Source organism: Nocardia sp. NPDC024068 (assembly GCF_040638875.1).
Classification (GTDB): Bacteria; Actinomycetota; Actinomycetes; order Mycobacteriales; family Mycobacteriaceae; genus Nocardia.
Genome location: NZ_JBEZYU010000027.1, coordinates 39,727 through 61,166, shown reverse-complemented (window position 1 = coordinate 61,166; position 21,440 = coordinate 39,727). Strand labels below are relative to the sequence as shown.

The 21,440-nt window shown below is 67.6% G+C and carries 25 protein-coding genes and 1 pseudogene; 18 read left to right on the top strand and 8 right to left on the bottom strand.

Annotation, left to right across the window (positions count from 1 at the left end; translation table 11 throughout):
• The first annotated feature begins 283 nt into the window (after positions 1–283).
• On the top strand, positions 284–832 hold the full coding sequence (locus AB0F41_RS20435; protein ID WP_357426018.1) for a DUF1697 domain-containing protein: 549 nt from the start codon (positions 284–286) through the stop codon (positions 830–832).
• Between the two features lie 32 nt (positions 833–864).
• Here the strand turns inward: AB0F41_RS20435 and AB0F41_RS20430 are convergent, their stop codons facing one another.
• The gene (locus AB0F41_RS20430; RefSeq protein WP_357426016.1) at positions 865–1,614 is read right to left on the bottom strand and encodes an acyltransferase; all 750 of its coding nucleotides are present in this window, start codon (positions 1,612–1,614) and stop codon (positions 865–867) included.
• A gap of 214 nt (positions 1,615–1,828) precedes the next feature.
• Here AB0F41_RS20430 and AB0F41_RS20425 point away from each other — a divergent pair, with 214 nt between their 5' ends.
• Positions 1,829–3,139 carry a PQQ-binding-like beta-propeller repeat protein gene (locus AB0F41_RS20425; protein ID WP_357426014.1) on the top strand — a complete coding sequence of 437 codons (1,311 nt, stop codon included), beginning with the start codon at positions 1,829–1,831 and terminating at the stop codon, positions 3,137–3,139.
• A gap of 39 nt (positions 3,140–3,178) precedes the next feature.
• Here AB0F41_RS20425 and AB0F41_RS20420 read toward each other — a convergent pair whose 3' ends face one another.
• Genes AB0F41_RS20420 through AB0F41_RS20410 form a run of 3 tightly spaced genes read right to left on the bottom strand, consistent with a single transcriptional unit; the run spans position 3,179 to position 6,785 of the window.
• Complete coding sequence (locus tag AB0F41_RS20420) at positions 3,179–4,432, bottom strand: glycosyltransferase family 4 protein (protein ID WP_357426012.1); 1,254 nt, start codon at positions 4,430–4,432, stop codon at positions 3,179–3,181.
• Positions 4,429–6,003: a glycoside hydrolase family 57 protein gene (locus AB0F41_RS20415; RefSeq protein ID WP_357426010.1), complete on the bottom strand. Its 1,575-nt coding sequence runs from the start codon at positions 6,001–6,003 to the stop codon at positions 4,429–4,431. Before AB0F41_RS20415 ends, AB0F41_RS20420 begins: the two co-directional genes overlap by 4 nt.
• On the bottom strand, positions 6,000–6,785 hold the full coding sequence (locus AB0F41_RS20410) for a class I SAM-dependent methyltransferase (RefSeq protein ID WP_357426008.1): 786 nt from the start codon (positions 6,783–6,785) through the stop codon (positions 6,000–6,002). The genes AB0F41_RS20415 and AB0F41_RS20410 overlap by 4 nt, the downstream gene beginning before the upstream one ends.
• 195 nt (positions 6,786–6,980) lie before the next feature.
• On the opposite strand from AB0F41_RS20410, the gene AB0F41_RS20405 reads away from it, so the two are divergent.
• The 9 genes and pseudogenes from AB0F41_RS20405 (at position 6,981) to AB0F41_RS20365 (ending at position 11,779) form a co-directional block, all read left to right on the top strand.
• Positions 6,981–7,766 (top strand): electron transfer flavoprotein subunit beta/FixA family protein, encoded by a 786-nt coding sequence (locus AB0F41_RS20405; RefSeq protein WP_357426006.1) that lies wholly within the window; start codon positions 6,981–6,983, stop codon positions 7,764–7,766.
• A gap of 36 nt (positions 7,767–7,802) precedes the next feature.
• Positions 7,803–8,759, top strand: coding sequence for an electron transfer flavoprotein subunit alpha/FixB family protein (locus AB0F41_RS20400; protein ID WP_357426004.1), 957 nt, complete (start codon positions 7,803–7,805; stop codon positions 8,757–8,759).
• Positions 8,760–9,161: 402 nt separating this feature from the next.
• Positions 9,162–9,440, top strand: a complete 279-nt coding sequence (locus AB0F41_RS20395) for a WXG100 family type VII secretion target (RefSeq protein ID WP_357426002.1) — start codon at positions 9,162–9,164, stop codon at positions 9,438–9,440.
• A 54-nt stretch (positions 9,441–9,494) separates the two neighbouring features.
• Positions 9,495–9,794 (top strand): WXG100 family type VII secretion target, encoded by a 300-nt coding sequence (locus AB0F41_RS20390; RefSeq protein ID WP_357426000.1) that lies wholly within the window; start codon positions 9,495–9,497, stop codon positions 9,792–9,794.
• Entirely contained in the window at positions 9,791–10,255 is a 465-nt protein-coding gene (locus tag AB0F41_RS20385; protein WP_357425998.1) for a hypothetical protein, read from the top strand. The genes AB0F41_RS20390 and AB0F41_RS20385 overlap by 4 nt, the downstream gene beginning before the upstream one ends.
• Positions 10,256–10,263: 8 nt before the next feature.
• Complete coding sequence (locus tag AB0F41_RS20380) at positions 10,264–10,770, top strand: DUF2247 family protein (RefSeq protein WP_357425996.1); 507 nt, start codon at positions 10,264–10,266, stop codon at positions 10,768–10,770.
• Between the two features lie 57 nt (positions 10,771–10,827).
• A pseudogene (locus AB0F41_RS20375) lies at positions 10,828–11,214 on the top strand (electron transfer flavoprotein subunit alpha/FixB family protein); the annotation flags it as partial.
• Positions 11,197–11,475 (top strand): type II toxin-antitoxin system RelE/ParE family toxin, encoded by a 279-nt coding sequence (locus AB0F41_RS20370; RefSeq protein ID WP_357426043.1) that lies wholly within the window; start codon positions 11,197–11,199, stop codon positions 11,473–11,475. The pseudogene AB0F41_RS20375 and the gene AB0F41_RS20370, both read left to right, overlap by 18 nt.
• The gene (locus AB0F41_RS20365) at positions 11,468–11,779 is read left to right on the top strand and encodes a helix-turn-helix transcriptional regulator (protein ID WP_357425995.1); all 312 of its coding nucleotides are present in this window, start codon (positions 11,468–11,470) and stop codon (positions 11,777–11,779) included. The genes AB0F41_RS20370 and AB0F41_RS20365 overlap by 8 nt, the downstream gene beginning before the upstream one ends.
• 56 nt (positions 11,780–11,835) lie before the next feature.
• Here AB0F41_RS20365 and AB0F41_RS20360 read toward each other — a convergent pair whose 3' ends face one another.
• A complete protein-coding gene (locus AB0F41_RS20360) occupies positions 11,836–12,957 on the bottom strand; it encodes an MFS transporter (protein ID WP_357426041.1) in 1,122 nt (373 codons plus the stop codon).
• A gap of 128 nt (positions 12,958–13,085) precedes the next feature.
• Between AB0F41_RS20360 and AB0F41_RS20355 the strand changes: the two genes are divergently transcribed.
• Positions 13,086–13,826, top strand: coding sequence for a helix-turn-helix transcriptional regulator (locus AB0F41_RS20355; RefSeq protein WP_357425994.1), 741 nt, complete (start codon positions 13,086–13,088; stop codon positions 13,824–13,826).
• A gap of 52 nt (positions 13,827–13,878) precedes the next feature.
• Here the strand turns inward: AB0F41_RS20355 and AB0F41_RS20350 are convergent, their stop codons facing one another.
• Positions 13,879–14,895, bottom strand: a complete 1,017-nt coding sequence (locus AB0F41_RS20350) for an Rpn family recombination-promoting nuclease/putative transposase (RefSeq protein WP_357425992.1) — start codon at positions 14,893–14,895, stop codon at positions 13,879–13,881.
• 122 nt (positions 14,896–15,017) lie between these two features.
• Here AB0F41_RS20350 and AB0F41_RS20345 point away from each other — a divergent pair, with 122 nt between their 5' ends.
• The 5 genes from AB0F41_RS20345 to AB0F41_RS20325 all read left to right on the top strand — a co-directional run bounded on the left by AB0F41_RS20345 (position 15,018) and on the right by AB0F41_RS20325 (position 18,981).
• Positions 15,018–15,986 (top strand): aldo/keto reductase, encoded by a 969-nt coding sequence (locus AB0F41_RS20345; RefSeq protein ID WP_357425990.1) that lies wholly within the window; start codon positions 15,018–15,020, stop codon positions 15,984–15,986.
• Positions 15,987–16,070: 84 nt separating this feature from the next.
• Positions 16,071–16,973 carry an aldo/keto reductase gene (locus tag AB0F41_RS20340; protein ID WP_357425988.1) on the top strand — a complete coding sequence of 301 codons (903 nt, stop codon included), beginning with the start codon at positions 16,071–16,073 and terminating at the stop codon, positions 16,971–16,973.
• A 226-nt stretch (positions 16,974–17,199) separates the two neighbouring features.
• On the top strand, positions 17,200–18,060 hold the full coding sequence (locus AB0F41_RS20335) for an SDR family NAD(P)-dependent oxidoreductase (RefSeq protein ID WP_357425986.1): 861 nt from the start codon (positions 17,200–17,202) through the stop codon (positions 18,058–18,060).
• A 53-nt stretch (positions 18,061–18,113) separates the two neighbouring features.
• Complete coding sequence (locus tag AB0F41_RS20330; protein ID WP_357425984.1) at positions 18,114–18,434, top strand: hypothetical protein; 321 nt, start codon at positions 18,114–18,116, stop codon at positions 18,432–18,434.
• A 250-nt stretch (positions 18,435–18,684) separates the two neighbouring features.
• The gene (locus AB0F41_RS20325) at positions 18,685–18,981 is read left to right on the top strand and encodes a hypothetical protein (RefSeq protein ID WP_357425983.1); all 297 of its coding nucleotides are present in this window, start codon (positions 18,685–18,687) and stop codon (positions 18,979–18,981) included.
• A 149-nt stretch (positions 18,982–19,130) separates the two neighbouring features.
• Here the strand turns inward: AB0F41_RS20325 and AB0F41_RS20320 are convergent, their stop codons facing one another.
• Positions 19,131–19,493, bottom strand: a complete 363-nt coding sequence (locus AB0F41_RS20320; protein WP_357425981.1) for a VOC family protein — start codon at positions 19,491–19,493, stop codon at positions 19,131–19,133.
• Between the two features lie 89 nt (positions 19,494–19,582).
• Between AB0F41_RS20320 and AB0F41_RS20315 the strand changes: the two genes are divergently transcribed.
• Complete coding sequence (locus AB0F41_RS20315; protein WP_357425979.1) at positions 19,583–20,527, top strand: WYL domain-containing protein; 945 nt, start codon at positions 19,583–19,585, stop codon at positions 20,525–20,527.
• 4 nt (positions 20,528–20,531) lie between these two features.
• Here the strand turns inward: AB0F41_RS20315 and AB0F41_RS20310 are convergent, their stop codons facing one another.
• Positions 20,532–21,389: a LysR family transcriptional regulator gene (locus AB0F41_RS20310; protein WP_357425977.1), complete on the bottom strand. Its 858-nt coding sequence runs from the start codon at positions 21,387–21,389 to the stop codon at positions 20,532–20,534.
• Positions 21,390–21,440: the final 51 nt, after the last annotated feature.

Here is a 21,440-nt window from a genome sequence, read left to right as displayed (position 1 = left end):
GCCGACTCTGTTTGCCCGGCGCGGAATTTCGAATCCGAAACGGCGGTGGTGCCCGAGCAGCCGATCCCGGCCGCTGTGGTGCCGAACGGTCTTCTCACGGGGCCGGAATATTGCCCAACAAGGGGCCGGGGCTCGCGGGCCCGTCCTCGGAACGGACGGAGAATTCTGTCGGGAGCAATCCCGATGAGCGGGATCGCCGGATGGGCGGTGATCTGCTCATGGCAACAATCCGACGGCTGGCGTGGCGCCGGATTGTCGGTCTCCTGCGCTACCGTCTCCGAATATGACGAGGTACGCCGCGCTGCTGCGGGGAATCATGCCCAGCAACCCGAATATGAGCAATGAGAAATTGCGGGGTGTGTTCACCGGCCTGGGATTCGATTCGGTGAGCTCTGTGCTGTCCAGCGGCAATATCGTCTTCACGGCCGACCCCACCCCGGGCGCCGAGCTCGAGGACCGGATCCAGGAAGCGTTGAGCGCCGAACTCGGCATTCCGGGCGGCACCATCATCCGGGACCACGCCGAACTGCGCGCGCTGCTCGATCGTGACCCCTTCGCCGGGTACACCCACTGCCGGGAGACCTACCTGATCGCGACGTTCTTCAAGGACGCGGCGCACCCGAAGGTCGAACTACCGGACGGGCCGGATCCGCTCACCACGGTCGTCGGCTACGACGAGCCGGCCCGGGCCTTCCTCGCGATCATCGACAACTCCTCGCCGAAGACGCCGAATTTCATGGCCTGGCTGGAGCGCACCTACGGCAAGGACATCACCACCCGCACCTGGCTCACCATGCAGCGGGTCGTGAAGAAGATGGAATCGGCGAAGTAGCGGCCCCGTGCGGGCCGCCCTCCCGCCGCGGCTCACGCGTCCTGGGCGACGCCGTTCTTCTTGCGTTCGATATCGGCCAGCGCCGCCTCCCGGGTGGCCCGTTCGGCGGCCCCCGCCTCCCAGGTCGATTTGCGGTTCTTCACCACCCGGGCCGGCGCCCCGACCGCGATGCTGTAGTCGGGGATATCGCCCTTCACCACCGCGTGCGCGCCCAGCACACAGCCGCGACCCACCTTGGTTTCGCGCAGCACGGTGACCTTGGCGGCGATCCAGGTATCGGGGCCGATACGCACCGGGCTCTTCACGATGCCCTGATCCTTGATCGGCAGCGTGATGTCGTCCATGCGGTGATCGAAGTCGGTGATGTAGCACCAGTCGGCCACCAGCGTCGATTCGCCGATCTCGATATCGAGGTAGGTGTTGACGACGTTGTCCTTACCGAACACCACCTTGTCGCCGATACGCAGCGAACCCTCGTGGCAGCGGACGGCGTTACCGTCACCGATATGGACCCAGCGCCCGATCTCGAGCCGGCCCAGGCCGGGGGTCGCGTGGATCTCGACCCGGCGGCCCAGGAACACCATGCCGCGCAGGATCACATGCGGATTGGCCAGCCGGAATTTGGCCAGCCGGTAGTAGCGCACGAGATACCAGGGGGTGTAGGCACGATTGGCCAGCACCCAGCGCAGCGAGTCGAGGGTGAGGAAACGGGCTTGCCGCGGATCGCGCCGGCGGGAGCCCTGCCAGCGTGAGCGCAGCGGTGCGCCCCACATGCTCGTCACGAACGTCTCTCCTGTTCTCTGGGCACGGGCAGCCACCGCACTTCGTGGTGACGCAGGCTCCTGCCTGCGGGCGCCGCCTGCTCGTGCCGGGTATGCCGTGGCCGGTACCGCAGAACAGCCTACTTTCGTGCTCTCCCGCGCAGGCCTATACCCTTCCGTTAATCTCACACACGCGTGTGCCCGGGGAGATCAGGACGACGGAGGAGACCAGCAGGTGCGTATCGGCAACGGCGTGCGGACCGTGTCCTGGCTCGCGGCGGTGATCGCCGCGGTGGGGGTGCTCACCGCCTGTGGAACGGACGTCGACGACATCACCGTCGGCCGGGGGCTGGGCTGGCCCGCCCCCGGACACGAGGCCCGCAACAGCGCGAACACCCCGGTGACCGGTTCGCGCGCGCTGAGCCTGCAATGGTCGCGTCCGGTCGGCGGCCCGATCGTGCAGCCGGTGACAGTGGGTTCGGAGGGGCAGATCTTCCTCACCACCAGCACCGACGCGAACTGCGAGATCTTCTCGTACCAGATGCGCACCGGCCGTAAACGCTTCTGCAATCCGCTGGGACCCCATTCCATCTATTCACCGACGATTCTCGACGGCGCCAGCAATGTCTACGTCGGTCTCGACAGCGCGGTGGAATCGGCGAACCAACTCGGTCAGCCGCGCTGGCGCACGGCGGTGGCCGGGGTGCCGACCGGTATGCAGTTCACCGGCGACGGCCACCTGCTGGTGATCACCCAGTCCGGGCAGGTCGATGTGCTCGAACGGCAGACCGGTAAGCGGATGGTGCCCACCCAGCAGCTACTTCCTCGCCCGGATTTCCTGCAGGACCCCGGACAGGACTGGCCGCCCGCCGGAGCCGGTCTCGAGGACTGCCGTACCGGCGGGCCGGACTGCCCGGTCGCCACCGTGGCCGCGATGGATATCGACGCGGGCCGGATCTACGCCACGGTCCGCAAACCCGGCGCCCCGAAGGCGTCGCTGGTGGCCCTGCGCTACGCCGACGGGAAAGTCCAGCAGGAATGGAGCACCGACCTGCTGATCGACGGTAGCGCCACCGATCCGGCGCTGTCCGCCGACGGATCCACGCTCTATATCGGCGACAACAGCAAACGCCTGCTTGCCGTGAACACCACCGACGGCACCCCGAAATGGGAGGCACACCTGGATTGGGAGCCGCGCCGCGGTATCTCGGTCTCCGACGACGGCCTGGTCATCCCGGCCGGTGACGACGGCTACCTGCTGGCCCTGCGCGATACCGGGAACAGCTACGAAAGGGTCTGGGAGCGCAAGGATCTCGAACTGCGGGGCAGCCCGGTGCAGACCGCGGGCGGAACCGGGTACGTCACCGCCGCCATCGGCACCGGACTGAATCTGGTCACCTTCGATACCGCCACCGGCGCCACCCTCGACTCCGATGTCCTGCCCGGCGCGAAGGGCACCACCACCGGTACCGCGGTGGGAGCCGAGGGCGAGGTCGTGGTGGCGACCCGGATCGGTGAGGTCTTCACCTTCGGCGAGAACGACTGATCGAACCCGCTCCCGGCCGCCTCGGTGGCCGGGATCCGGCTATTTCGGGTCCCGCTCGGGGAGCGGACGTTCCACGATCACCGGACGGCCGAGGGGATTGCGGATACGGCGTTTGGCCTCCGAGTACACCCCGGCGGTTTCCGCGGCGACCACATCCCAGGCGAAATCCGCGGTGAGCCGTTCGCGGGCCGTGAAAGCGCGATCCTGGGCGGTGATCGGGTCGTCGAGCACCGATATCGCGGCCGCTGCCAGCCCGGATACGTCGCCGGGTTCGAACGAGGCGCCCGTGACCCCGTCGATCACCGCTTCGCCGAGACCGCCCGCGGTCGAGGTGACCAGCGGAGTTCCGGCCGCGGCGGCCTCCAGGGCGACGATGCCGAACGGTTCGTAGCGGCTCGGCAGCACGATGGCGTCGGCGCCGTGCAACCAGCCCAGGAGTTCGGTGTGGTCGAGCCGCCCCGCGAAATGGACCGCCCGCGCCACCCGATGCGCCCGGCTGCGTTCGCGCAGCCATTCGAACTGCGTGCCGACCCCGGCCACGGTGAGTGTGGTGCCCGGATGTGCCCGGCGGATCCGGGGCAGGGCGGCGATGGCGTCCTGGATGCCCTTCTCGTATTCCAGCCGGCCGACGTACAGCAGCCGCGGCGGTCCGGTGCGCGGGGTCCGGGTCCGGAAGGTCCACGCCCCCACATCGATTCCGTTGCGGATCACATGCAGCGGCACCCGGTCGGGGTGATAGAGCCGCTCCACCTCGTCCTGCATGGAGGTGGAGCAGGTGATGAGCGCGTCCGATTCGTTGGCCAGCCACCATTCCACCGAATGCACCTGGCGGTTGACCCGGCCCGCGACCCAGCCGCTGTGCCGACCGGCCTCGGTCGCGTGGATGGTGGAGACGAGCGGCACGTCGTAATACTCGGCCAGCGCGATCGCCGGATGTGCCACCAGCCAGTCGTGCGCGTGCACGACATCCGGGGTCCAGCCCTCGCCGATACCGGGTTTGTCCAGGGCGATACCGGCGCGCACCATGGCGTGGCCCATGGCCAGGGTCCAGGCGAGCATATCCTCGCCGAAATCGAAGATCGGCGGATCCTCGGCGACCGCAACCACCAGAACCCCGTCGGCGACGAACGAATGCGTGGGATGGGTCGCCGGGCTCGTTCCGGTGGGGCGCCGGGACAGCACCACCACTTCGTGTCCGGCCGCGGCGAGCGCGGTGGCCAGGTGGTGGACGTGTCTGCCCAGTCCGCCGACGACCACCGGTGGGTACTCCCACGACACCATCAAGATCTTCATCGGGGTCCTTCTGCAGGGGTGGTGACGCGTAGCCTACGCGCGTCCAGGCCCGGGAACACCCCGTCGGCCGCGGCCCATCCCGCTGCCAGCTGCCGTGCCCGGGACAGCTGTCCGGACTCCACCGCACCCGCGATCTCGCGGACCGCGTGTGCGTGCTGATGGGCGCGATCGCGCGCGTAACCCGCCGCGGAATCCTTGCTGACCATGAAGGCCCAGTCACTCGACACCGTCAATATCGCCTCGCGTACCAGCTGATCGGCGACCGGATCGCGGCCGGCCGGCGCGGTCGCGCGCATCTTCGCGGCGGTATCGAGTGCCAGCCGGACCACTTCGTCGTTGAGGTCCACCAGGTCGCGGACCTGGTCGCCTGCCCAGACCCGCCAGTCCTTTCCCGATCCCCAGGACGAATCGGTGAGCGGCACCGGTTCGCCCACGAAACCGCGGTCGCGGGCGTCGGCCAGGGTGCCGACCGTGATCCCGGCTTCCGGCAGCGCCCGCAGTACCTGGGCCAGCCACTGCGGGCCCTCGTGCCACCAATGTCCGTAGAGCTCGGTATCGAACGCGGCGACGACCAGCGCGGGCCGGCCGATCCGCTCGGATTCGCTGATCAGCCGCTCGCGCACGGTCGCCACGAAATCGTCCACATCCCGGGTGACCTGCGCCGCGGCGAGCTGTGGATCGTAGGGTGCCTTATCCGGGCCGGCCACCGTTTTCCCGGTGACGCGCGCGGGTTTGAGACCGGTGGCGTGGTCGTAGTGATGGAAATCACGGTACGCCCCGTTGCCGGGGTAACCGGATTTCGGCGACCAGACCCGGTAGCTGACTGTGAGATCGCGGCCGAAGGCCAGCACCGGAGAGTCCCGGACCGGCCGGCCGAGGGTGGTATCCCCGCGCAGTGCGGGTCCATCGACCATGAAATGCGTCACACCCGCAGCGGCGTAGCCCTGTTCCATACCGGGGGTGAATCCGCATTCCGGCGCCCAGATACCCGACGGGGTGTGACCCCACCGCAGCCGGGCGTCGGCCAGGCCCTCGGTCAGCTGGAATTCGCGCAGCCGTTCGTCGAGCAGCGGCTGAAACGGGTGGGCCAGCGGCCCGCCGAGTAGCTCGATGGTCCCGGCATCCAGCAGTTGCCGCCACACCGGCGACGCCCCGTGCTGCCAGTTCTGCTCGAATTCGGCCAGCGCGGCCGCGGCCAGCCGATGTTCGTGGCTGCCCAGCGCCGGATTGCCCGCCATCGCGGCCTCGTCCGCGCGCAACTGCCAATTGCCCAGCCAGTGATGCATTCCCGCGAGGCTGTGCGGGTCGTCGAGCTGGGCCGCCAGCACCGGGGTGATGCCCAGAGTCAGGAGATGCGAACGGCCTTCGGCCGCGAGGGTGCGCAGCATGTCCACCACGGGCAGATACGACGCGGCCCACGACTGATACAACCATTCCTCGCCCACCGGCCACCGCCCGTGATGGGCCAGCCAGGGCAGGTGTGAATGCAGGACCAGCGTGAACTGCCCGGGTACCTCGCCGCCGGTGTTGTTGCCGCCGGTGTTGTTGCCGCCGGTGTTGTTGCCGCTCAAGGCTTCACCGCGCGGGCCACCAGATCCAGGCTGGTATCGATATCGGCGGGTGTCAGCGTGAAATCGTCGACGGTGATCCCGGCGACATCGGCGGTGAGATCGGCGGGCCACGGCTCACCGGCGAGTGCGCGCTCGATCTGCGCATCGATGAAGGAGCCGCCGTGTTTGGTGTCCAGGGCACGCAGGGTCGGCCCGTGGTGCACGCCGGTCATCAGCGCGACCCGGAAACCGGCCTCCTCCAGCAGTTCCGTGAGTTCCGCGGCATTCAGTTCACGGGTGTGGAAAGGGTTGAGCGGGGTATCGCGACCGGGCGAGAACGTGATCCGGTTCGGGGTGCTGATGAGCAGTTCCCCGCCCGGGCGCAGCACCCGCAGGCATTCCCGCAGGAACTGCACCTGGTCCCAGAGATGTTCGATCACTTGGAAATTCACCACGGTGTCGACGGCGGCGTCCGGCAGCGGCAGTGTCGCGAGATTGCCGCGGATCATCCGGACCCGCGGATACCGGGCGCGCACATGCTCGGCGGCGCCGCGGTCGTAGTCCAGGCCGACCACCGCGGCGGCGACGCCGGCGATCATATCGGCGCCGTAACCCTCACCCGAACCGGCTTCCAATACCACCTTGCCGGCGCAGCGGTCCAGCAGGCGCTCGTAGACGATCTCGTGCCGCCGGAACCAGTAGTTCTCCTCCGCGATACCCGGGACCGTCCGCTCGCCGGTCAGCGGCAGCGGCTCCAGTACGTCCTCGGCGGCCGGTGCGGCGGGAATCACAGCCTTGCTCATTGGGTCGAGGTTACTGGTAGGACCCGGTACGGGGGATGCCCGGTAGTCCCGGGCAGGGGCCCGGATGCTAAGTTACCCACCAGTAACTTAACGTAGGGTAATGTCTCGGCCTGAGCTACTCACAAGGACGTACGGCCGTTGGAGATCGTGCGACCGCCAATACAGGTAACCAGAACAGGAGGTCGACGAAGACCGATGCCGAATATCGTCGTACTCATCAAGCAGGTGCCCGATACCTGGTCCGAGCGCAAGCTGACCGACGGTGACTTCACTCTCGACCGCGAAGCCGCCGACGCGGTGCTCGACGAGATCAACGAGCGCGCCGTCGAAGAAGCCCTCCTGATCAAGGAGGCGCAGGGCGGCGAGGTCACCGTGCTGGCCGCCGGCCCCGACCGCGCCACCGAGGCCATTCGCAAGGCGCTGTCCATGGGCGCCGACAAGGCCATCCACATCAACGACCCGGCCGTCCACGGCTCCGACACCGTCCAGACCGCGTGGGTCCTGGCCGGTGCCCTGGGTCAGGTCGAGGGCGTCGAACTCGTCATCGCCGGTAACGAGGCCACCGACGGCCGCTCCGGCGCCGTCCCGGCCATCATCGCCGAATACCTGGGCATCCCGCAGCTCACGCATCTGCGCAAGCTCACCGTCGACGGCGAGAAGATCACCGGCGAGCGGGAGACCGACGAAGGCGTGTTCAAGCTCGAGGCGTCGCTGCCGGCCATCGTCAGCGTCACCGAGAAGATCAACGAGCCGCGCTTCCCCTCCTTCAAGGGCATCATGGCCGCCAAGAAGAAGGAAGTGCAGACCTTCACCCTGGAGGATCTGGGCATCGACCCGTCGACCGTGGGTTGGGAGAACGCGGGTACCAAGGTCACCGCCTCCACCCCGAAGCCGCCGCGCACCGCGGGCGAGAAGATCTCCGACGAAGGCGACGGCGGTACCAAGATCGCCCAGTACCTGGTCGGCCAGAAGATCATCTGAGACCCGCACCGCAGCAACTTCTAGGAGAAGAGACAAATGGCAGAAGTACTTGTGCTCGTCGAGCACGCCGAAGGTGCGGTCAAGAAGGTCAGCACCGAACTGCTGACCGCGGCCGCCACCCTGGGTGAGCCGTCGGCGGTCGTGGTGGGTGCCCCCGGCACCGCCGACAAACTGTCCGATGCCCTCGCCGCCGCCGGCGCCGCCAAGATCTACGTCGCCGAATCCGATGACGCGGACAACTACCTGGTGACCCCGAAGGTCGATGTGCTGGCCGGCCTGGTCGAATCGGCCTCCCCGGCCGCCGTCCTGGTCGCCGCCTCCGCCGAGGGCAAAGAGGTCTCCGGGCGGCTCGCCGCGCGTATCGGCTCCGGCCTGCTCGTCGACGTTATCGACGTGAAGTCCGACGGCACGGCCGTGCACAGCATCTTCGGTGGCGCGTTCACCGTCGACGCCCAGGCCACCGGCGATGTCCCGGTCATCTCGATACGCCCGGGATCGATCGAGGCCAAGCCCTCGGCCGGCGCCGGCGAGAAGGTCACCGTCGAGGTCCCCGCGCAGGAAGAGGGCGTCGTCAAGGTCACCAGCCGCGAGCCCATCGTGGGTGGTGACCGTCCGGAGCTGACCGAGGCGAATATCGTCGTCTCCGGCGGCCGCGGTGTCGGTTCGGCCGACAACTTCTCCGTGGTCGAGGCCCTCGCCGATTCGTTCGGTGCGGCTGTCGGCGCCTCCCGCGCCGCGGTCGACTCGGGCTATTACCCGGGCCAGTTCCAGGTCGGCCAGACCGGTAAGACGGTCTCCCCGCAGCTGTACGTGGCCCTGGGGATCTCGGGTGCCATCCAGCACCGTGCCGGTATGCAGACGTCCAAGACCATCATCGCGGTCAACAAGGACGAAGAGGCGCCGATCTTCGAGATCGCCGACTACGGCATCGTGGGCGACCTGTTCAATGTCGCCCCGCAGCTGACCGAAGAGGTCAAGAAGCACAAGGGCTGAGCGCCCGCGCGGACTACCCCGCGACGAGCTCGGAATCACGCCCGGCCGGATCATCCGGCCGGGCGTGGTCGTATTCCACCGGCACCGGCACTCTCTCGAAGCGTCACGCCGGAGTCCGAGCCGCGACCATCGCCGGTTGTCGTTGTCTCGGTCGCCGGGCGCGGGGGTATGGCACGTTCCGGCCATGATTCCCGAAGGTTGGATGGCAGGTGGATTCGGGGAAGTGTGCTGTAGCTTGGTGACCGGTCAGACTGCAAGGGGGAAAGATGCTCGTCAACCAGCCTCCGGCGCTGGGGAATTCAGCGGATGAAGGCCTTTCGTCTGGTTCGGGCCGATTCGGCCCGTGCGGCGTGCAGCGCTCGTTCGTTCGTTCCCCGGTGCGGAATTTCGGGGGAAGCAGACATGTCTCCTGCTGATTCGACTTCTGCAACCTCGGTGACCATCCAGCCCGAAGAGGTACTCGCCGTAGGGCGGATGGCGTACGTGATCGCTACAGATCTCAAAGCCGGAACGATCTCATTGGGTGCAGACGTGGAGGGGTTGCAGGACACCTGGCGTGGTTCCGCTGCTGCTGCTTACCTTCTCGGCTGGGAGGAGATGCGCGCCGGCGTTTTGGAGGTGTGGGAGGCATTATTCGAGATCGCGGAGAAGCTCGGGTCAACGCAGAAAACTATCGCATAACAGACGAGGGGAACTCATCGGAGTATTCCTCGCTGAATCTTTGAAGAGCGGGCCATGGCTGATATCGGTGAATTTCGAGTAGACCTGGATCACCTCGAGGATGTCACTAACCGCATCCGGGGACTGAAAGAATATGCGATCGACCAACTGACTGCTTTGGATGCAAAGGTCAAGTCATTGGGGCCGGCATGGAGTGGCGATGCCGCACTGGCGTACGCCGAAGCGCACCGGACCTGGTCTGTGAGCGCGGGCGAAGTTCAGGAAGGGCTCCAGGCCTTGCAGGACGCGGCCACTCAGGCACGTGAAAACTATCAGGGTGCAATGGCTGTGAATGTCAGGATGCTCGGGCGGTGACGATAGATGTAGATCCGAACACCTACTACGCCGCCGCCACCAACTGTCACAACGCGGCCCTGGAAATTTATGACGCTTATTCAACTGCCGTATCTCTGCTGAAGATGCAATGTGGTGGTATGGCGGGTAGCTTCGACGCCGCGCGGCAATGGGCCATTTCATACGACGAGGCTTCGTCCGGAATTCTTGCGGGCTGGGAAATTGCTATCCGAGCAGCGGAGAATTACGCGGATGTGCTACGGCAAGCCGGCTACAATCACGCGATTGCCGAACACTCTGCGGGTCGAGCGCCGGGCGCACCGCCGGAACCTCCCGCTTTGCCCCCGACCTCACCCGGCTGCACTCCGAGTTCGCCTCTTTCCGCAGGAGGAAATGGCACCGGCCTACTGGACGGCGGGTTGGGCCTCGCTGCGAAGGTCGGTATCCCCGGCACAATCAATGGGATTCCGATCAAAAAATGAGTGCTACGGTGAAGTTCTCGATTCCGGGTTCATTCGTTGCCGAATGGGCCCGCTTGACGCCGGGTGAACTGAGATACGGGTATGAGCACGAATGGATCACCGGAGAAGACGCGGTGACATTGGCATTGAGTGCGGTGGTGCCGTCCGATACGAAGATGGGGGTGATCGAGGATATTTCGCTGCTTTTGTCGGATGAGCTGTATCGGCTGCCGGAGTTGATGGATGAGTTGGCACAGCATGATGACCACGTGTGGGTCTACCTGGCCATTGCGTGGGTGCACGAGAATCCCGACGAATTCGAAGATCCGTTCGGTACTGTCGAGGACCTCTATGCCGATTTCGACTACCCGGATGACGTAGCCCCCTTCGTCCGGTACATGCCACCACCCACTGGCAGTCTTCCCGGAATGCTCGGAATGAGACAACGTTGGCGCCGTTACCTTTCGGACGGCCGGGATCGCTACATGGCCCGCGCCGGTGAGCCGCCGGGGTCCGCCTTCGGTGGCGGTAGTTAGCTTGCACGGTTGGAACGCTGCCGCGCTGCCAGACTGGCGGCGTGATGCGATACCGACGAGGCCAAGCCCTCGGCCGGCGCCGGCGAGAAGGTCACCGTCGAGGTCCCCGCGCAGGAAGAGGGCGTCGTCAAGGTCACCAGCCGCGAGCCCATCGTGGGTGGTGACCGTCCGGAGCTGACCGAGGCGAATATCGTCGTCTCCGGCGGCCGCGGTGTCGGTTCGGCCGACAACTTCTCCGTGGTCGAGGCTCTCGCCGATTCGTTCGGTGCGGCTGTCGGCGCCTCCCGCGCCGCGGTCGACTCGGGCTATTACCCGGGCCAGTTCCAGGTCGGCCAGACCGGTAAGACGGTCTCCCCGCAGCTGTATGTGGCCCTGGGGATCTCGGGTGCCATCCAGCACCGTGCCGGTATGCAGACGTCCAAGACCATCATCGCGGTCAACAAGGCGGAAACTCTCGGTGATCCGTGGTCTCGGAACCTGAGAGAGAAGGTTCGTGAGCTCCGCTTCCACCTGCATCCAAGGGAAATGCGAGTGACTTATTGGCTCGCGCCGGGGCGCCGCGTCATCTTGTTGACGGTGTTCCGCAAAACGCGGATGCGAGAATCCGCTGAGGTCGAGCGGGCGAAGCTTTTGCGCAAGGTATGCGAAGCAGAACACGATCACGCTCGATTCAGTTTCCACAGAGAGGTGAACGGCGATGGCTGAGCACGGGACCATGGACGAGTTGCGGCGAGAGCGGGCAGCGCGCGCCGATTTCAATGCGGCGGAATACGAGGCCGGTCGTGAAGAGGCACGGCTCGCAATAGAGTTCGCCAACGCCATTCGTGAGCGCCGCCTGGAGCTCGGGCTCACCCAGACCGAGGTGGCCGCGCGTGCGGGATTGCGTCAACCGGATGTATCGCGGCTCGAATCCGGGGGCGGTACCCCGACCATCGGTATGTTGGAGCGTTTGGCATACGCCCTGGAACTCCGGTTCGTCGCGAGGTTCGAAAAGCCGGACGCGGCCTGAAGGTTGCGCAAGGCCGGCCGGGTTCTCCGACGCGGCGCGGCCGGCGGTTGTCCCGGTCAGCGCTCGGTGCTGCCGGGAGGCGGTAGCAGGAAGGCGAGTGCGGCGGCCGACGCCGGTACGACGCACAATGCGGTCAGCGCGGCCTGCGGTCCGTGGTGGTCGGCGAGCCTGCCCAGCAGCGGCATGAACAGGCCGCCCGCGCTGACCGCGATGCCGAGGGTGACCCCCGCGGCGGTACCGGGCCGGGCCGGAAGGTAGTCCTGTCCCAGTTTCACCAGCACCGCGAACGGCAGATTGGCGGCCACACCGGCCAGCGCCACCGCTATCAGGGCGATCCAGGTGTCGTCGATCAGCCGTAGCGCGACCAATGCGGGAATCGCGAGGAGACCGCCGAGCCGGATGGTGGCCCGCGTACCGATCCGATCCGCGAGGCGCCCACCGCACAGGGTGCCCACCACACCGCCGACGAGGAACGCGGTGAGCGCCACCCCACCCATGACGCGGCCGGCCCCCAGATACCCGATCCAGTACAGCGCGATAAAAGTGTTCATCCCGAGGAACAGGATCGAGCGGATGACCGCGACCACTGTGAGCAGTGCGAACGGACCCCACTGATCCCGGCCTGTAGATAGACCCGCCGGCGTGCTGGGTCCGGCATGCCGCGACTGATGCCGCCACAGTACCCACGCCATGAGGACCGCGGGCGGGACGAAAACCGCGGTGGCGCCGACACCCCACGACGCGAGCAGCGGGGTGGCCAGGGCGGGTGCGAGGAAGAAGCCGATACTTCCGCCGGCCGCGAAGAAACTCATGGCGACGGTGCTGTCCCCGGCCGCCAGGCGGGCACCCCGGCCGGCCGCGGGATGGAAGGCCGCGATACCGATTCCGGAGATCAGGATCAGCAGCCAGACCATCGGATAGGCCGGTACCGGCCCTGCCAGCCCGGCTCCGGCTCCGGCTACCAGCAGACCGGTCGGCGCGAGCCACAGCAGTGGCCGGCGGTCGACGAGCACCCCGAGCAGCGGCTGCGGCAGCGAACTGCCGAGCGCGGCCGCCAGGGCGAGACCGGACGCCGCGGTATAGCTGTAGCCGCGTTCCAGGACGAAGAAGGGGATGCTCGCGGGGACCAGTCCCTGATAGAAATCGTCCGCCGCGTGCGCGAACACCCAGTGCCGCATGCGGTTCCACCTCGTACCCGGTTCGGTCGTGGGGGTGGTGGCGGTGTCCACAGCGGGTCTCCTGTCGTCGTTCGACGATCAGCGTAGAAAGCGTCTGCCGTGACTTCTTCCGATAAAATGCCCGAGATATGTCGATAACCCGCCACGCGATCCCCACGCCCACCCGGGCGCGCGATCTACCGGGCGGATCGCATATCGACGCGCATCGCCATCCAGACCATCAGCTGATCTACTGCAGCGGCGGCGCCGCGGAGGTCCGCACCGACAGCGGGACCTGGATCGCGCCGCCGGATCGCGCGATCTGGATTCCCGCGGGCCATCGGCACGAACACCATTTCTTCGGCCCGACCCGATTCCACTGCATCGCGTTTCCACTCGGGGAGCGCGATGATCGCGCGGCGCCTGCGGTTCTCGCGACCTCCGCGCTGGTCCGTGAACTGATCATCACCTGCTCCGCACCGGAGGATCTGCCCGCGGGGGAACTCGGCCGATTGCGGCAGGTCCTGCTCGATCAGCTGGACCGGATGCCGCGCGAGCATCTGCCGCTGCCGGTCGCCCGCGACGAACGTCTCCGGGCCGCGTGCGTGCTCGTGGAAAGCGACCTGGAGATCACCTGGACGCTGGCCGCACTGGGCCGGCGGGTGGGCGCCGGGGAACGAACCCTCACCCGCTTGTTCCGCACCGAGTTCGCCATGACCTACCCGCAGTGGCGGACCCATCTCCGTCTGCACCGTGCGGTGCGGATGCTCGCGGAGGGGCATTCCGTGACCGCGGTCGCCGGTCGCTGCGGCTGGGCCTCACCCAGCGCCTTCATCGATGTCTACCGGCACGCCCTCGGCCACACCCCGGGCAGCTCCCGGCGGCGATAGCACCCGGCGGGAACCGCGCCCGGGCGTGCGGCCGGTTCCAGGAGCGCTCGGGTCAGGCCAGCATTTCGTCGAGTGTGGTGGCGGTGAGCACGCGTGTCGCCCACGTGCGGATCCGGGCCTGGTCGGCCGAGCGGACTCGGTGCGTCGTGGCGGCCGGCAGTGGGCCGAATTTGGCCGTCATCTGTTCGATGAGCAGTTCGACGCGGCCGCGGGCTTCTCCGCGGGCTTCTCCACGGGCTTCCCCGCGGGCTTCGATAATTTCTGCTGTGGTCACTATCGCCTCCTTCGCTCGTGGTCCGAGCTGTTCGAAGACCGTTGCGAGGTCTGTTTCGGTGGTTTCGCCGACGGTCATGAGGTAGGTCAGGACGGTCAGGTAGTCGCCGAGCGGGTCCGGGCCGGACTCCAGGGCACGCAGGTCTTCGAGCCAGTCCAGCATATCGTGTCCGAGGGCGGGGTTCTTGGGGGCGATGCGCTGCAGGACCAGCAATACCCTGGTCGCGGGGGTGAGGTCGCGGTCGCGGAGCGCCCGGGGGTCGAGGGCGGCGATATCGTCGAGCAGGAATTGCAGCCGGGGCAGGTGGGGGCCGAGTGCTTCGCGGGCGGCGGGGTCGAGGTCGATCAGGTCGGCCAGTTCGGTGGGATGCGCCGGTGACCAGCGGGTGCCCTCGGCTGTGTTGTGGACGACGAGGGGGATGATCGCAGGCAGAGTGGCGCGTCTGCCGGTGCGCTGATTCCGGTGCTCCTGGTGGGCGAGGTGCTGACGCCAGATGGCGACCATGTATTCGAGCATGCGGAAGGCCATGAACCCGTCGCTGCTGGATTGGTGTTCCATCAGGATGTAGATGTAGGCGGGGTGGCCGTCGAGGCGGGTGCGGAACAGCAGGTCGCTGAAGCGGTTTCGTAGGTCGGGGTGGACGTAGCTGCCGGGTTGTAGTTGCAGTGCGGGCCAGTCGATGCGTGCGGTGATCGTGTCGGGTAGTACGGCGCGTAGTTCGGAGGCGGCGTTGTCGGGGCGGGCCATGACTTTCCGGAAATACGCGTCGTGCGGGTTGGACCGCTGCTCGGACATGTCGGCGACCCTATGCCGGGCCGGTGACAAGTTGCCGAGCGTGCGGGGGACGACCTGTGGTCTCGGTGCGGGCTCCTGGCGGACGACCCGGCTACGACCTGTGCTGCCAGACTGACGGCGTGATGCGATACCGATTGTTCGGGCGGACCGGTTTGCGAGTCTCGGAATTCGTGCTGGGCACGATGGCGATCGGCGACAGGGACGAATACCGGCGGATACTGGAGGTTTTCGCCGAGGTCGGCGGGAACTTCCTGGATACGGCGTCGGCGTACGGGGCGAGTGAGGAAATGCTGGGGGAGGTGCTGTGGGAGCGGGATCGTTTCGTGATCGGCACCAAGTACACGCTCAGCCGTGATCCGGCCGACCCCAATGCCGCGGGCAATCACCGTAAGAACATGATCCTCTCGCTGGAACGGAGCCTGCGTCGATTGCGCACCGACTATGTCGATATCTATTGGGTGCATGTCTGGGACCGGCATACGCCGATCGAGGAGACCATGCGGGCCCTCGACGATGTCGTGCGGTCCGGGAAGGTGTTGCACGTCGGGATCTCTGATGCCCCGGCGTGGATCGTGGCCCAGGCCAATATGATCGCGCAGTTCCGCGGTTCGGTGCCCTTCTCGGGCCTGCAGGTGCCCTACAACCTGCTGCAACGCGATATCGAACGGGAACTGCTGCCCATGGCCGAGGCGTTCGGGATGAGCGTGACCGCGTGGGCGCCGATGGCGCAGGGCGTGCTGTCGGGGTCCGCGCGCAGGCGGGCGGACCCGGGGAAGCTCAGCGCGCGGGACCGCGCCGGGGCCTCCGCTGTCGCGGCCGTGGCGGCCGAACTCGGGGTCACGGCGGCACAGGTCGCCCTCGCGTGGACCCGCCACCGTTCGGCCGCGGTCCTGCCGATCGTCGGGGTGAGCAGCGCGGCGCAACTCGCGGCGAATCTGGCGGCCGGGCAGGTGGTTCTACCCGAAGAGATGGTCGCCCGGTTGGAGGCGGCTGCGCCGTTCGACCCGGGATTCCCGCAGGAGTTCATCACACGATGTGACGAATCACCGCATGTCTACGGCACGGCGGTGGATCGAGTCGATCCGCGCTGACGGCGATCCGGCCTACCCCGTTCCGGCGGGCGTCGCGGTCCGTGCGGAGCGGGCGCCGGGGTTGTGCGGTAAGACTGCAGAGTGATGCGATACCGACCTTTCGGGCGGACCGGGCTGCGGGTCTCCGAGTTCGTGCTGGGTACGACGGCGATCCGGAACAAAGACGAGTATCGGCGGATTCTGGATATCTTCGCCGACGCCGGCGGGAATTTCGTCGATACCGCCTGGGCCCAGGATTCCAGCGAGGAAATGCTGGGTGAGGTTGTGCGGAAGCGGGATCGGCTCGTGCTCGGGACCAGGCATACGCTCACACCCGATCCCGCCGACGCCGGTACCGCGGGAGGCCACCGCAAGAGTCTGATCCTGTCGCTGGAGCGGAGTCTGCGGCGGTTGCGCACCGACTATGTCGACGTCTTCTGGGTGGACGTCGCGGATCGAGGCACACCCATCGAGGAGACTCTCCAGGCGCTCGACGATGTGGTCGGCTGCGGCAAGGTCCTGCACACCGGGATCATCGACGCACCGGCATGGACGGTGGCGCAGGCCAATACGCTGGCCGAATGCCAGGGGTGGACACCGTTTTCGGGGGTGCAGGTCCCCTACAATCTGCTGCGCCGCGATATCGAGCGCGAAACACTGCCCATGGCAGAGTCATTCGGTGTCAGCGTGACGGTGGCGTCGCCACTGGAGCACGGCGTACTCGCCGGGGCCGCCGACGCGCCGGATCGCGGCCCGCGCGGGCAGGCCGCGGCCGCCGCGGTGGCGGAGGTGGCGGGGGATCTCGGGGTGCCTCCGGCGCAGGTGGCGCTGGCCTGGACCCGCCACCGCTCGCCGTCCGTCCTGCCCATCGTCGGAGTCGACAGTGCCGACCAGCTGGTGGCGAATCTCGGCGCATGGCAGGTGGAGCTTCCCTCGGACGCGGTCGCGCGGTTGGAGGCGGCGGTGTCGTCCGGCGGTGAGGTTCCCGCGGAGCCGACCGCGAGATAGAGGTCGCCTCCCGCGCGGCCCGGCGCGAACCCGGTTGGTTTGGAGTGGGATCCGTGCATCCGCCGCCACAGCGGTTCCAGAACCCGTATGCCGAGTCCGGTATCGCGCTGTAGTTCCGAGGTTCCGGGTGGAGATCGGTCTGTGGGCCGATGCGCTCGGTGTCTCGGGTCGAGAAGATGGTGGTGCCGGGCCGCCATCGGGGTGGCCCGGTCGGGATGGAGGGCTCATGAAACTCGAAGCGGGGCAGGTCGCCGTTGTCACCGGTGCCGCCAACGGAATCGGTGCGGCGGTTGCGGCGGCGCTGGTGGCACGGGGCCTGCGGGTGGTGATCGTCGATATCGACACCGATGCCCTGGAAGCGACCGCGGACGAGCTGGGCGAGAACGCCCTTGCGGTACCGGCCGATGTGGCGGATCTCGCGCAGGTTCGAGCGCTCGCCGACCGCACCCTCTCCGAGTTCGGCCGGGTGGACCTGGTGGTCAACAACGCGGGCATGGGCGCGGGAGGGCCGAGCTGGGAGATCGACCCGGCGGCCTGGGATCGGGTATGGGCAGTGAACGTGGGCGGCGTAGTGAACGGGGTGCACGCGTTCACTCCGCACCTGATCGCCGCGGGCCGCGGCCATATCGTCAACACCGCCTCACTGGCGGGTCTGACCGTGGGGCTGTTCGGCGCGCCGTACGCGGCGAGCAAGGCGGCGATCATCTCGATCTCGGAATCGCTGCGGGGCGAACTGGCTCTGATCGCGCCCGAGGTCGGGGTGACCGCGGTCTGTCCCGGGCCGGTGGATACGCAGATGTTCCGCGGCCTCGCCGAACTCGCGGACCCCGATGCGGCGGGGGAGTCGGACGGGATGCCGCCGGAGGTCATGGCGAAGCTGGCGCCGATGCGGGAGGCGATCGCCGAGATGGCGAAGGAATCCCTGCCCCCGGCGCGGGCGGCGGAGATCATCCTGGCCGCGGTCGAGTCCGGGAAACTGTACGAGACCACTCATCCCGGGATGGCGCAGGCAGCCCGCGACCGGACCGACATGATTCTGGAATCGTTCGGTACCCCGGACCGGCCCACGCGGACCGCGGCACCGTAGGAGAATCACTTGCCGGTGGTCACCTGTCCAGGAGGTCGGAATGGTGCAGTGTCGTGGTCGCGCCTGAAGCATTCGCACGGCCGGTCTGGAAGCGGACCGGTGACGGCCGGTTCCCGGTCGCCGCGCTGGTGGACGGCCGGTGGTGGGTGCTGCGGATGAACCCGTTTCCCGACCACTGCCTGTGGACCCTGTTCATCGACGGCGTGGCCCGCTACGACGTCGGACAGGCGCCCCCGAACTGGGGGCGGCCCAGCGCGGTGACGGCGCCGCTGGACGCGACAACCGTGCACGCGGTGCTCGAACCGATCCGGCATCTCGGAACCTACGGCAGTGAAGTGGGCCGGCCCTGCGACGACCCCTTCTGCTGCGGCTGACGCCGAATCCCGATTCTCACGGCCGGCGCCGGGACGAACGGTACACAGTCCGTCGATCGAGGTCATGCCGGGAGGATACGACCCGGGCGGCGGATCGGGTGCCCCCGGATTTCCTGGGGAACGGATCCGGGTTCCCAGCAGACTCACAGCTCGGCTCGCAGGGCGGGCACAGCGAGCCCGGATAGCGTCGCTGTTATCGGAGAGCCGGTCGACAGGGTCGGCGAAAAATACGGTGCGACAAGGAGTTCCCATGGTGAAGCTGAAACCGGCGAGTAGAGCGCTGGTAGCGGTGATGTGTGGAGCGGGGATCGTGGGTGCGGCGGTGACGGGTGCGGGCGTGGCCGGCGCCGATCCGGGCCCGGGTGCGAAGAAGATCATCATCAACGGTCAGGAGCGGTCCGATATCGATCGGGTGATCCTGCGCGAGAACATCGACCGGTATCTCCCCGGATATCAGCTGCCGCCCGGGAGCCCGGGCGTGATCATCCTGAAGAACGGCCAGGTGCAGGCGGTGCCGGAGGGCGCCGTACTGCGGCAGCGCCGGTGACGGCCCGCCGCCGGGAGGCGGCCTGAACATACCGGCCCGAGAGATGGTCCCTCGCCACTCGGATCGGTAGGTGGCGCACCGCGCCGAACCGGTGCCGCCATCGAACGCCCCGGCGGCCACTGCCCGGCCGCCGGGGCCTTTCGTCGGTATCAGTCCACCGGCGCCACCCGGATCAGGTTGCCGTCGGGATCGGCGACGACGAAGGTGCGGCCGAACACCGCGTCCTCGGGTTCGGATACGACGGTCACGCCGCGGCCCTTCCAGGCCGCGAACAGCTCGTCGATCACCGTGGGATCACCGGGCAGGGTCAGGCACAGTTCGCTGGTGCGGGGTGTGGTGGCGAGATCACCCGCCGGCGACCGCCACAGCGCCAGCTGAACTCCGCCGCCGAGGTCGAAGGCGAAGAATCCGGGATTCTCGAACACCGGTGTCATATCGAACAGGTCCCCGTAGAACCGGGCGGCGGCCGGGGCGTCGGCGACGTAGACGATGAACATGGTGGGGGCGGGCATAGGTTGTTTCCTTTCGTAGCTGTGGGCCGACCCCGTTGTATCCGGCAAACCCGACGGAATCTGTCAGGTTTTTCTGAGATTCTTCGGATATGACGCCCGATCGATTCTTCGGACTGCTGCTGGCCCTGCAGTCACGCCCGGTCACGACCACTGCGGCGCTCTCCGACGAACTGGGGGTTTCGGTGCGGACCGTGCTCCGGGATCTGAACTGGCTGCAGGAGGCGGGGTTCCCGGTGCACGCCCGGCAGGGCCGCGGGGGTGGAGTGACGTTACTGCCGGGCGGTGCCCTCGATACCTCTCGGCTCACGCCGGGCGATCGGGACCACCTGGTCCTGACCGGTCTCGATGACCAGCAGCGCGACGATCTGGGCGCGGCCGCGGACAGTGACCGGGCCCGGCGTAAGGTCGCGCCCGCGAAACCGGGCGCCGAAGGTCTGCTACCGCTCAGCGGTCTCGTGGTCACCGACAACCGTCCGTGGTTCGCGGCGGACAGTGGTGGCGCGTCCCCTGCGGAGCTGGTCGGTGACCTGCGGCGCGGGGTGCGACTGCGGGTGCTCTATCGCCGGTCGGACGAGTCCGGGCCGGTCTGGCGGGTCGCCGATCCGTACGGGCTGCTGGCGAAATCGGGACGCTGGTATCTCGTGGCCGACGAGCGGGAGACGCCGCGGCTGTTCCTGCTCGACCGGATCGCGCGGTGGCAGGCGCTGCGGCTGCCGCGCCGGTTACGCGCCGGGGCGACTCTGCACACCGTCGCCGCGCAGTTGACCGCGCGCTGGGAGACGACCGGTGAGCTCCTCGTGCACGCCGAACTCGATATCGAGCAGCTGGATCGCGCCGGTCGAATCCTCGGTACCCGGTTGACCGTGCACGAAGCCGTCGCCGATCGCCGGGCCCGGGTCACCATCACCTGCCGGGTGCTCGACGACACCCGGCAGCTGCTCCAGTTCGCGAATCACCTGACCGTACTGGCACCACCGGAGGCCCGGACGTTGCTGCGCGACCTGGCCGCCGGGATCCGGCAGCAATACAGCTGACCGCCTAGAGATCGCGCAGGCCGTTGAGCAGGGTCGTGAGGATGGGGGTGCGGCGGGTGTCGGCGCGCAGGACGGCGGAGACCGGGATGCGCAGGCGGTGGTCGGCCAACTGGAGCGTGGCGATACCTTCGGTGGAGCTGTTGGCGTAGAGCGCGGTCCAGGCGTCGGGATGGTTGATCAGTTCCATGGTGGCCGTATGGTCCGGCGGAATGGGCGGTCCGTAGGTGGGGCCGCTGGGCATATCGGCGAACGCGGCGCGGATGACATTGTGGATGAGGATCTGCTCGGACTCCGGAGGCAGCAGGAGCGGATAGTCGGCGAGCTCCGGAAGCGTGACATCGGTGCGCCCGGCCAACGGATGGGACGGGGCGGTGGCGAGGGTCAGATCCTCCACCCAGAGTTGCTCGACGATCATGCCCGCCTGCTGCACACTGCCGCGGATGAGGGCCAGATCGCAATCCCCGTCCGCGACGGCGGCGACCCGTTGCCGGAACGGTTTGATGACGAACTCGATCTCCGCGCCCGGATGTGCCTCGCGGGCGCCGGCGATGGCCGAGAGCGATCGGGTGGCGAAGGACATATTCGCGGTGAGCCGGACGCGCGGGCCGGTGGTGCGGATGGAGGCGCGGATGGCCGATTCCAGACCTAGCATCTGCTTTGCCAGCGGTAGTAACCTTGTGCTCGCGTCGGTGGGGACGACCGATCGGGTAGAGCGCTCGAAGAGCTGCACGCCCAGGTCGTGTTCGAGCCGGGCGATCTGATGACTGATCGCCGACTGCGAGATGAAACAGCGGGCCGCCGCCCTGCTGAAACTGAGCTCCTCGCACACCGCGACGAAGTACGTGAGCTGCCGAAGTTCCACCAGGGCCTCCATTCATGACCAGAACAGATAAGAGTCATCTCAATTATGCGC

Coding starts and splice junctions, on each gene's coding strand:
- AB0F41_RS20395 (WP_357426002.1), top strand. CDS start 9,162: ATGTCTCCTGCTGATTCGACTTCTGCAACCTCGGTGACCATCCAGCCC.
- AB0F41_RS20355 (WP_357425994.1), top strand. CDS start 13,086: ATGTCGATAACCCGCCACGCGATCCCCACGCCCACCCGGGCGCGCGAT.
- AB0F41_RS20315 (WP_357425979.1), top strand. CDS start 19,583: ATGACGCCCGATCGATTCTTCGGACTGCTGCTGGCCCTGCAGTCACGC.
- AB0F41_RS20335 (WP_357425986.1), top strand. CDS start 17,200: ATGAAACTCGAAGCGGGGCAGGTCGCCGTTGTCACCGGTGCCGCCAAC.
- AB0F41_RS20350 (WP_357425992.1), bottom strand. CDS start 14,895: ATGTCCGAGCAGCGGTCCAACCCGCACGACGCGTATTTCCGGAAAGTC.
- AB0F41_RS20320 (WP_357425981.1), bottom strand. CDS start 19,493: ATGCCCGCCCCCACCATGTTCATCGTCTACGTCGCCGACGCCCCGGCC.
- AB0F41_RS20365 (WP_357425995.1), top strand. CDS start 11,468: ATGGCTGAGCACGGGACCATGGACGAGTTGCGGCGAGAGCGGGCAGCG.
- AB0F41_RS20345 (WP_357425990.1), top strand. CDS start 15,018: ATGCGATACCGATTGTTCGGGCGGACCGGTTTGCGAGTCTCGGAATTC.
- AB0F41_RS20325 (WP_357425983.1), top strand. CDS start 18,685: ATGGTGAAGCTGAAACCGGCGAGTAGAGCGCTGGTAGCGGTGATGTGT.
- AB0F41_RS20390 (WP_357426000.1), top strand. CDS start 9,495: ATGGCTGATATCGGTGAATTTCGAGTAGACCTGGATCACCTCGAGGAT.
- AB0F41_RS20435 (WP_357426018.1), top strand. CDS start 284: ATGACGAGGTACGCCGCGCTGCTGCGGGGAATCATGCCCAGCAACCCG.
- AB0F41_RS20400 (WP_357426004.1), top strand. CDS start 7,803: ATGGCAGAAGTACTTGTGCTCGTCGAGCACGCCGAAGGTGCGGTCAAG.
- AB0F41_RS20410 (WP_357426008.1), bottom strand. CDS start 6,785: ATGAGCAAGGCTGTGATTCCCGCCGCACCGGCCGCCGAGGACGTACTG.
- AB0F41_RS20360 (WP_357426041.1), bottom strand. CDS start 12,957: ATGCGGCACTGGGTGTTCGCGCACGCGGCGGACGATTTCTATCAGGGA.
- AB0F41_RS20420 (WP_357426012.1), bottom strand. CDS start 4,432: ATGAAGATCTTGATGGTGTCGTGGGAGTACCCACCGGTGGTCGTCGGC.
- AB0F41_RS20405 (WP_357426006.1), top strand. CDS start 6,981: ATGCCGAATATCGTCGTACTCATCAAGCAGGTGCCCGATACCTGGTCC.
- AB0F41_RS20340 (WP_357425988.1), top strand. CDS start 16,071: ATGCGATACCGACCTTTCGGGCGGACCGGGCTGCGGGTCTCCGAGTTC.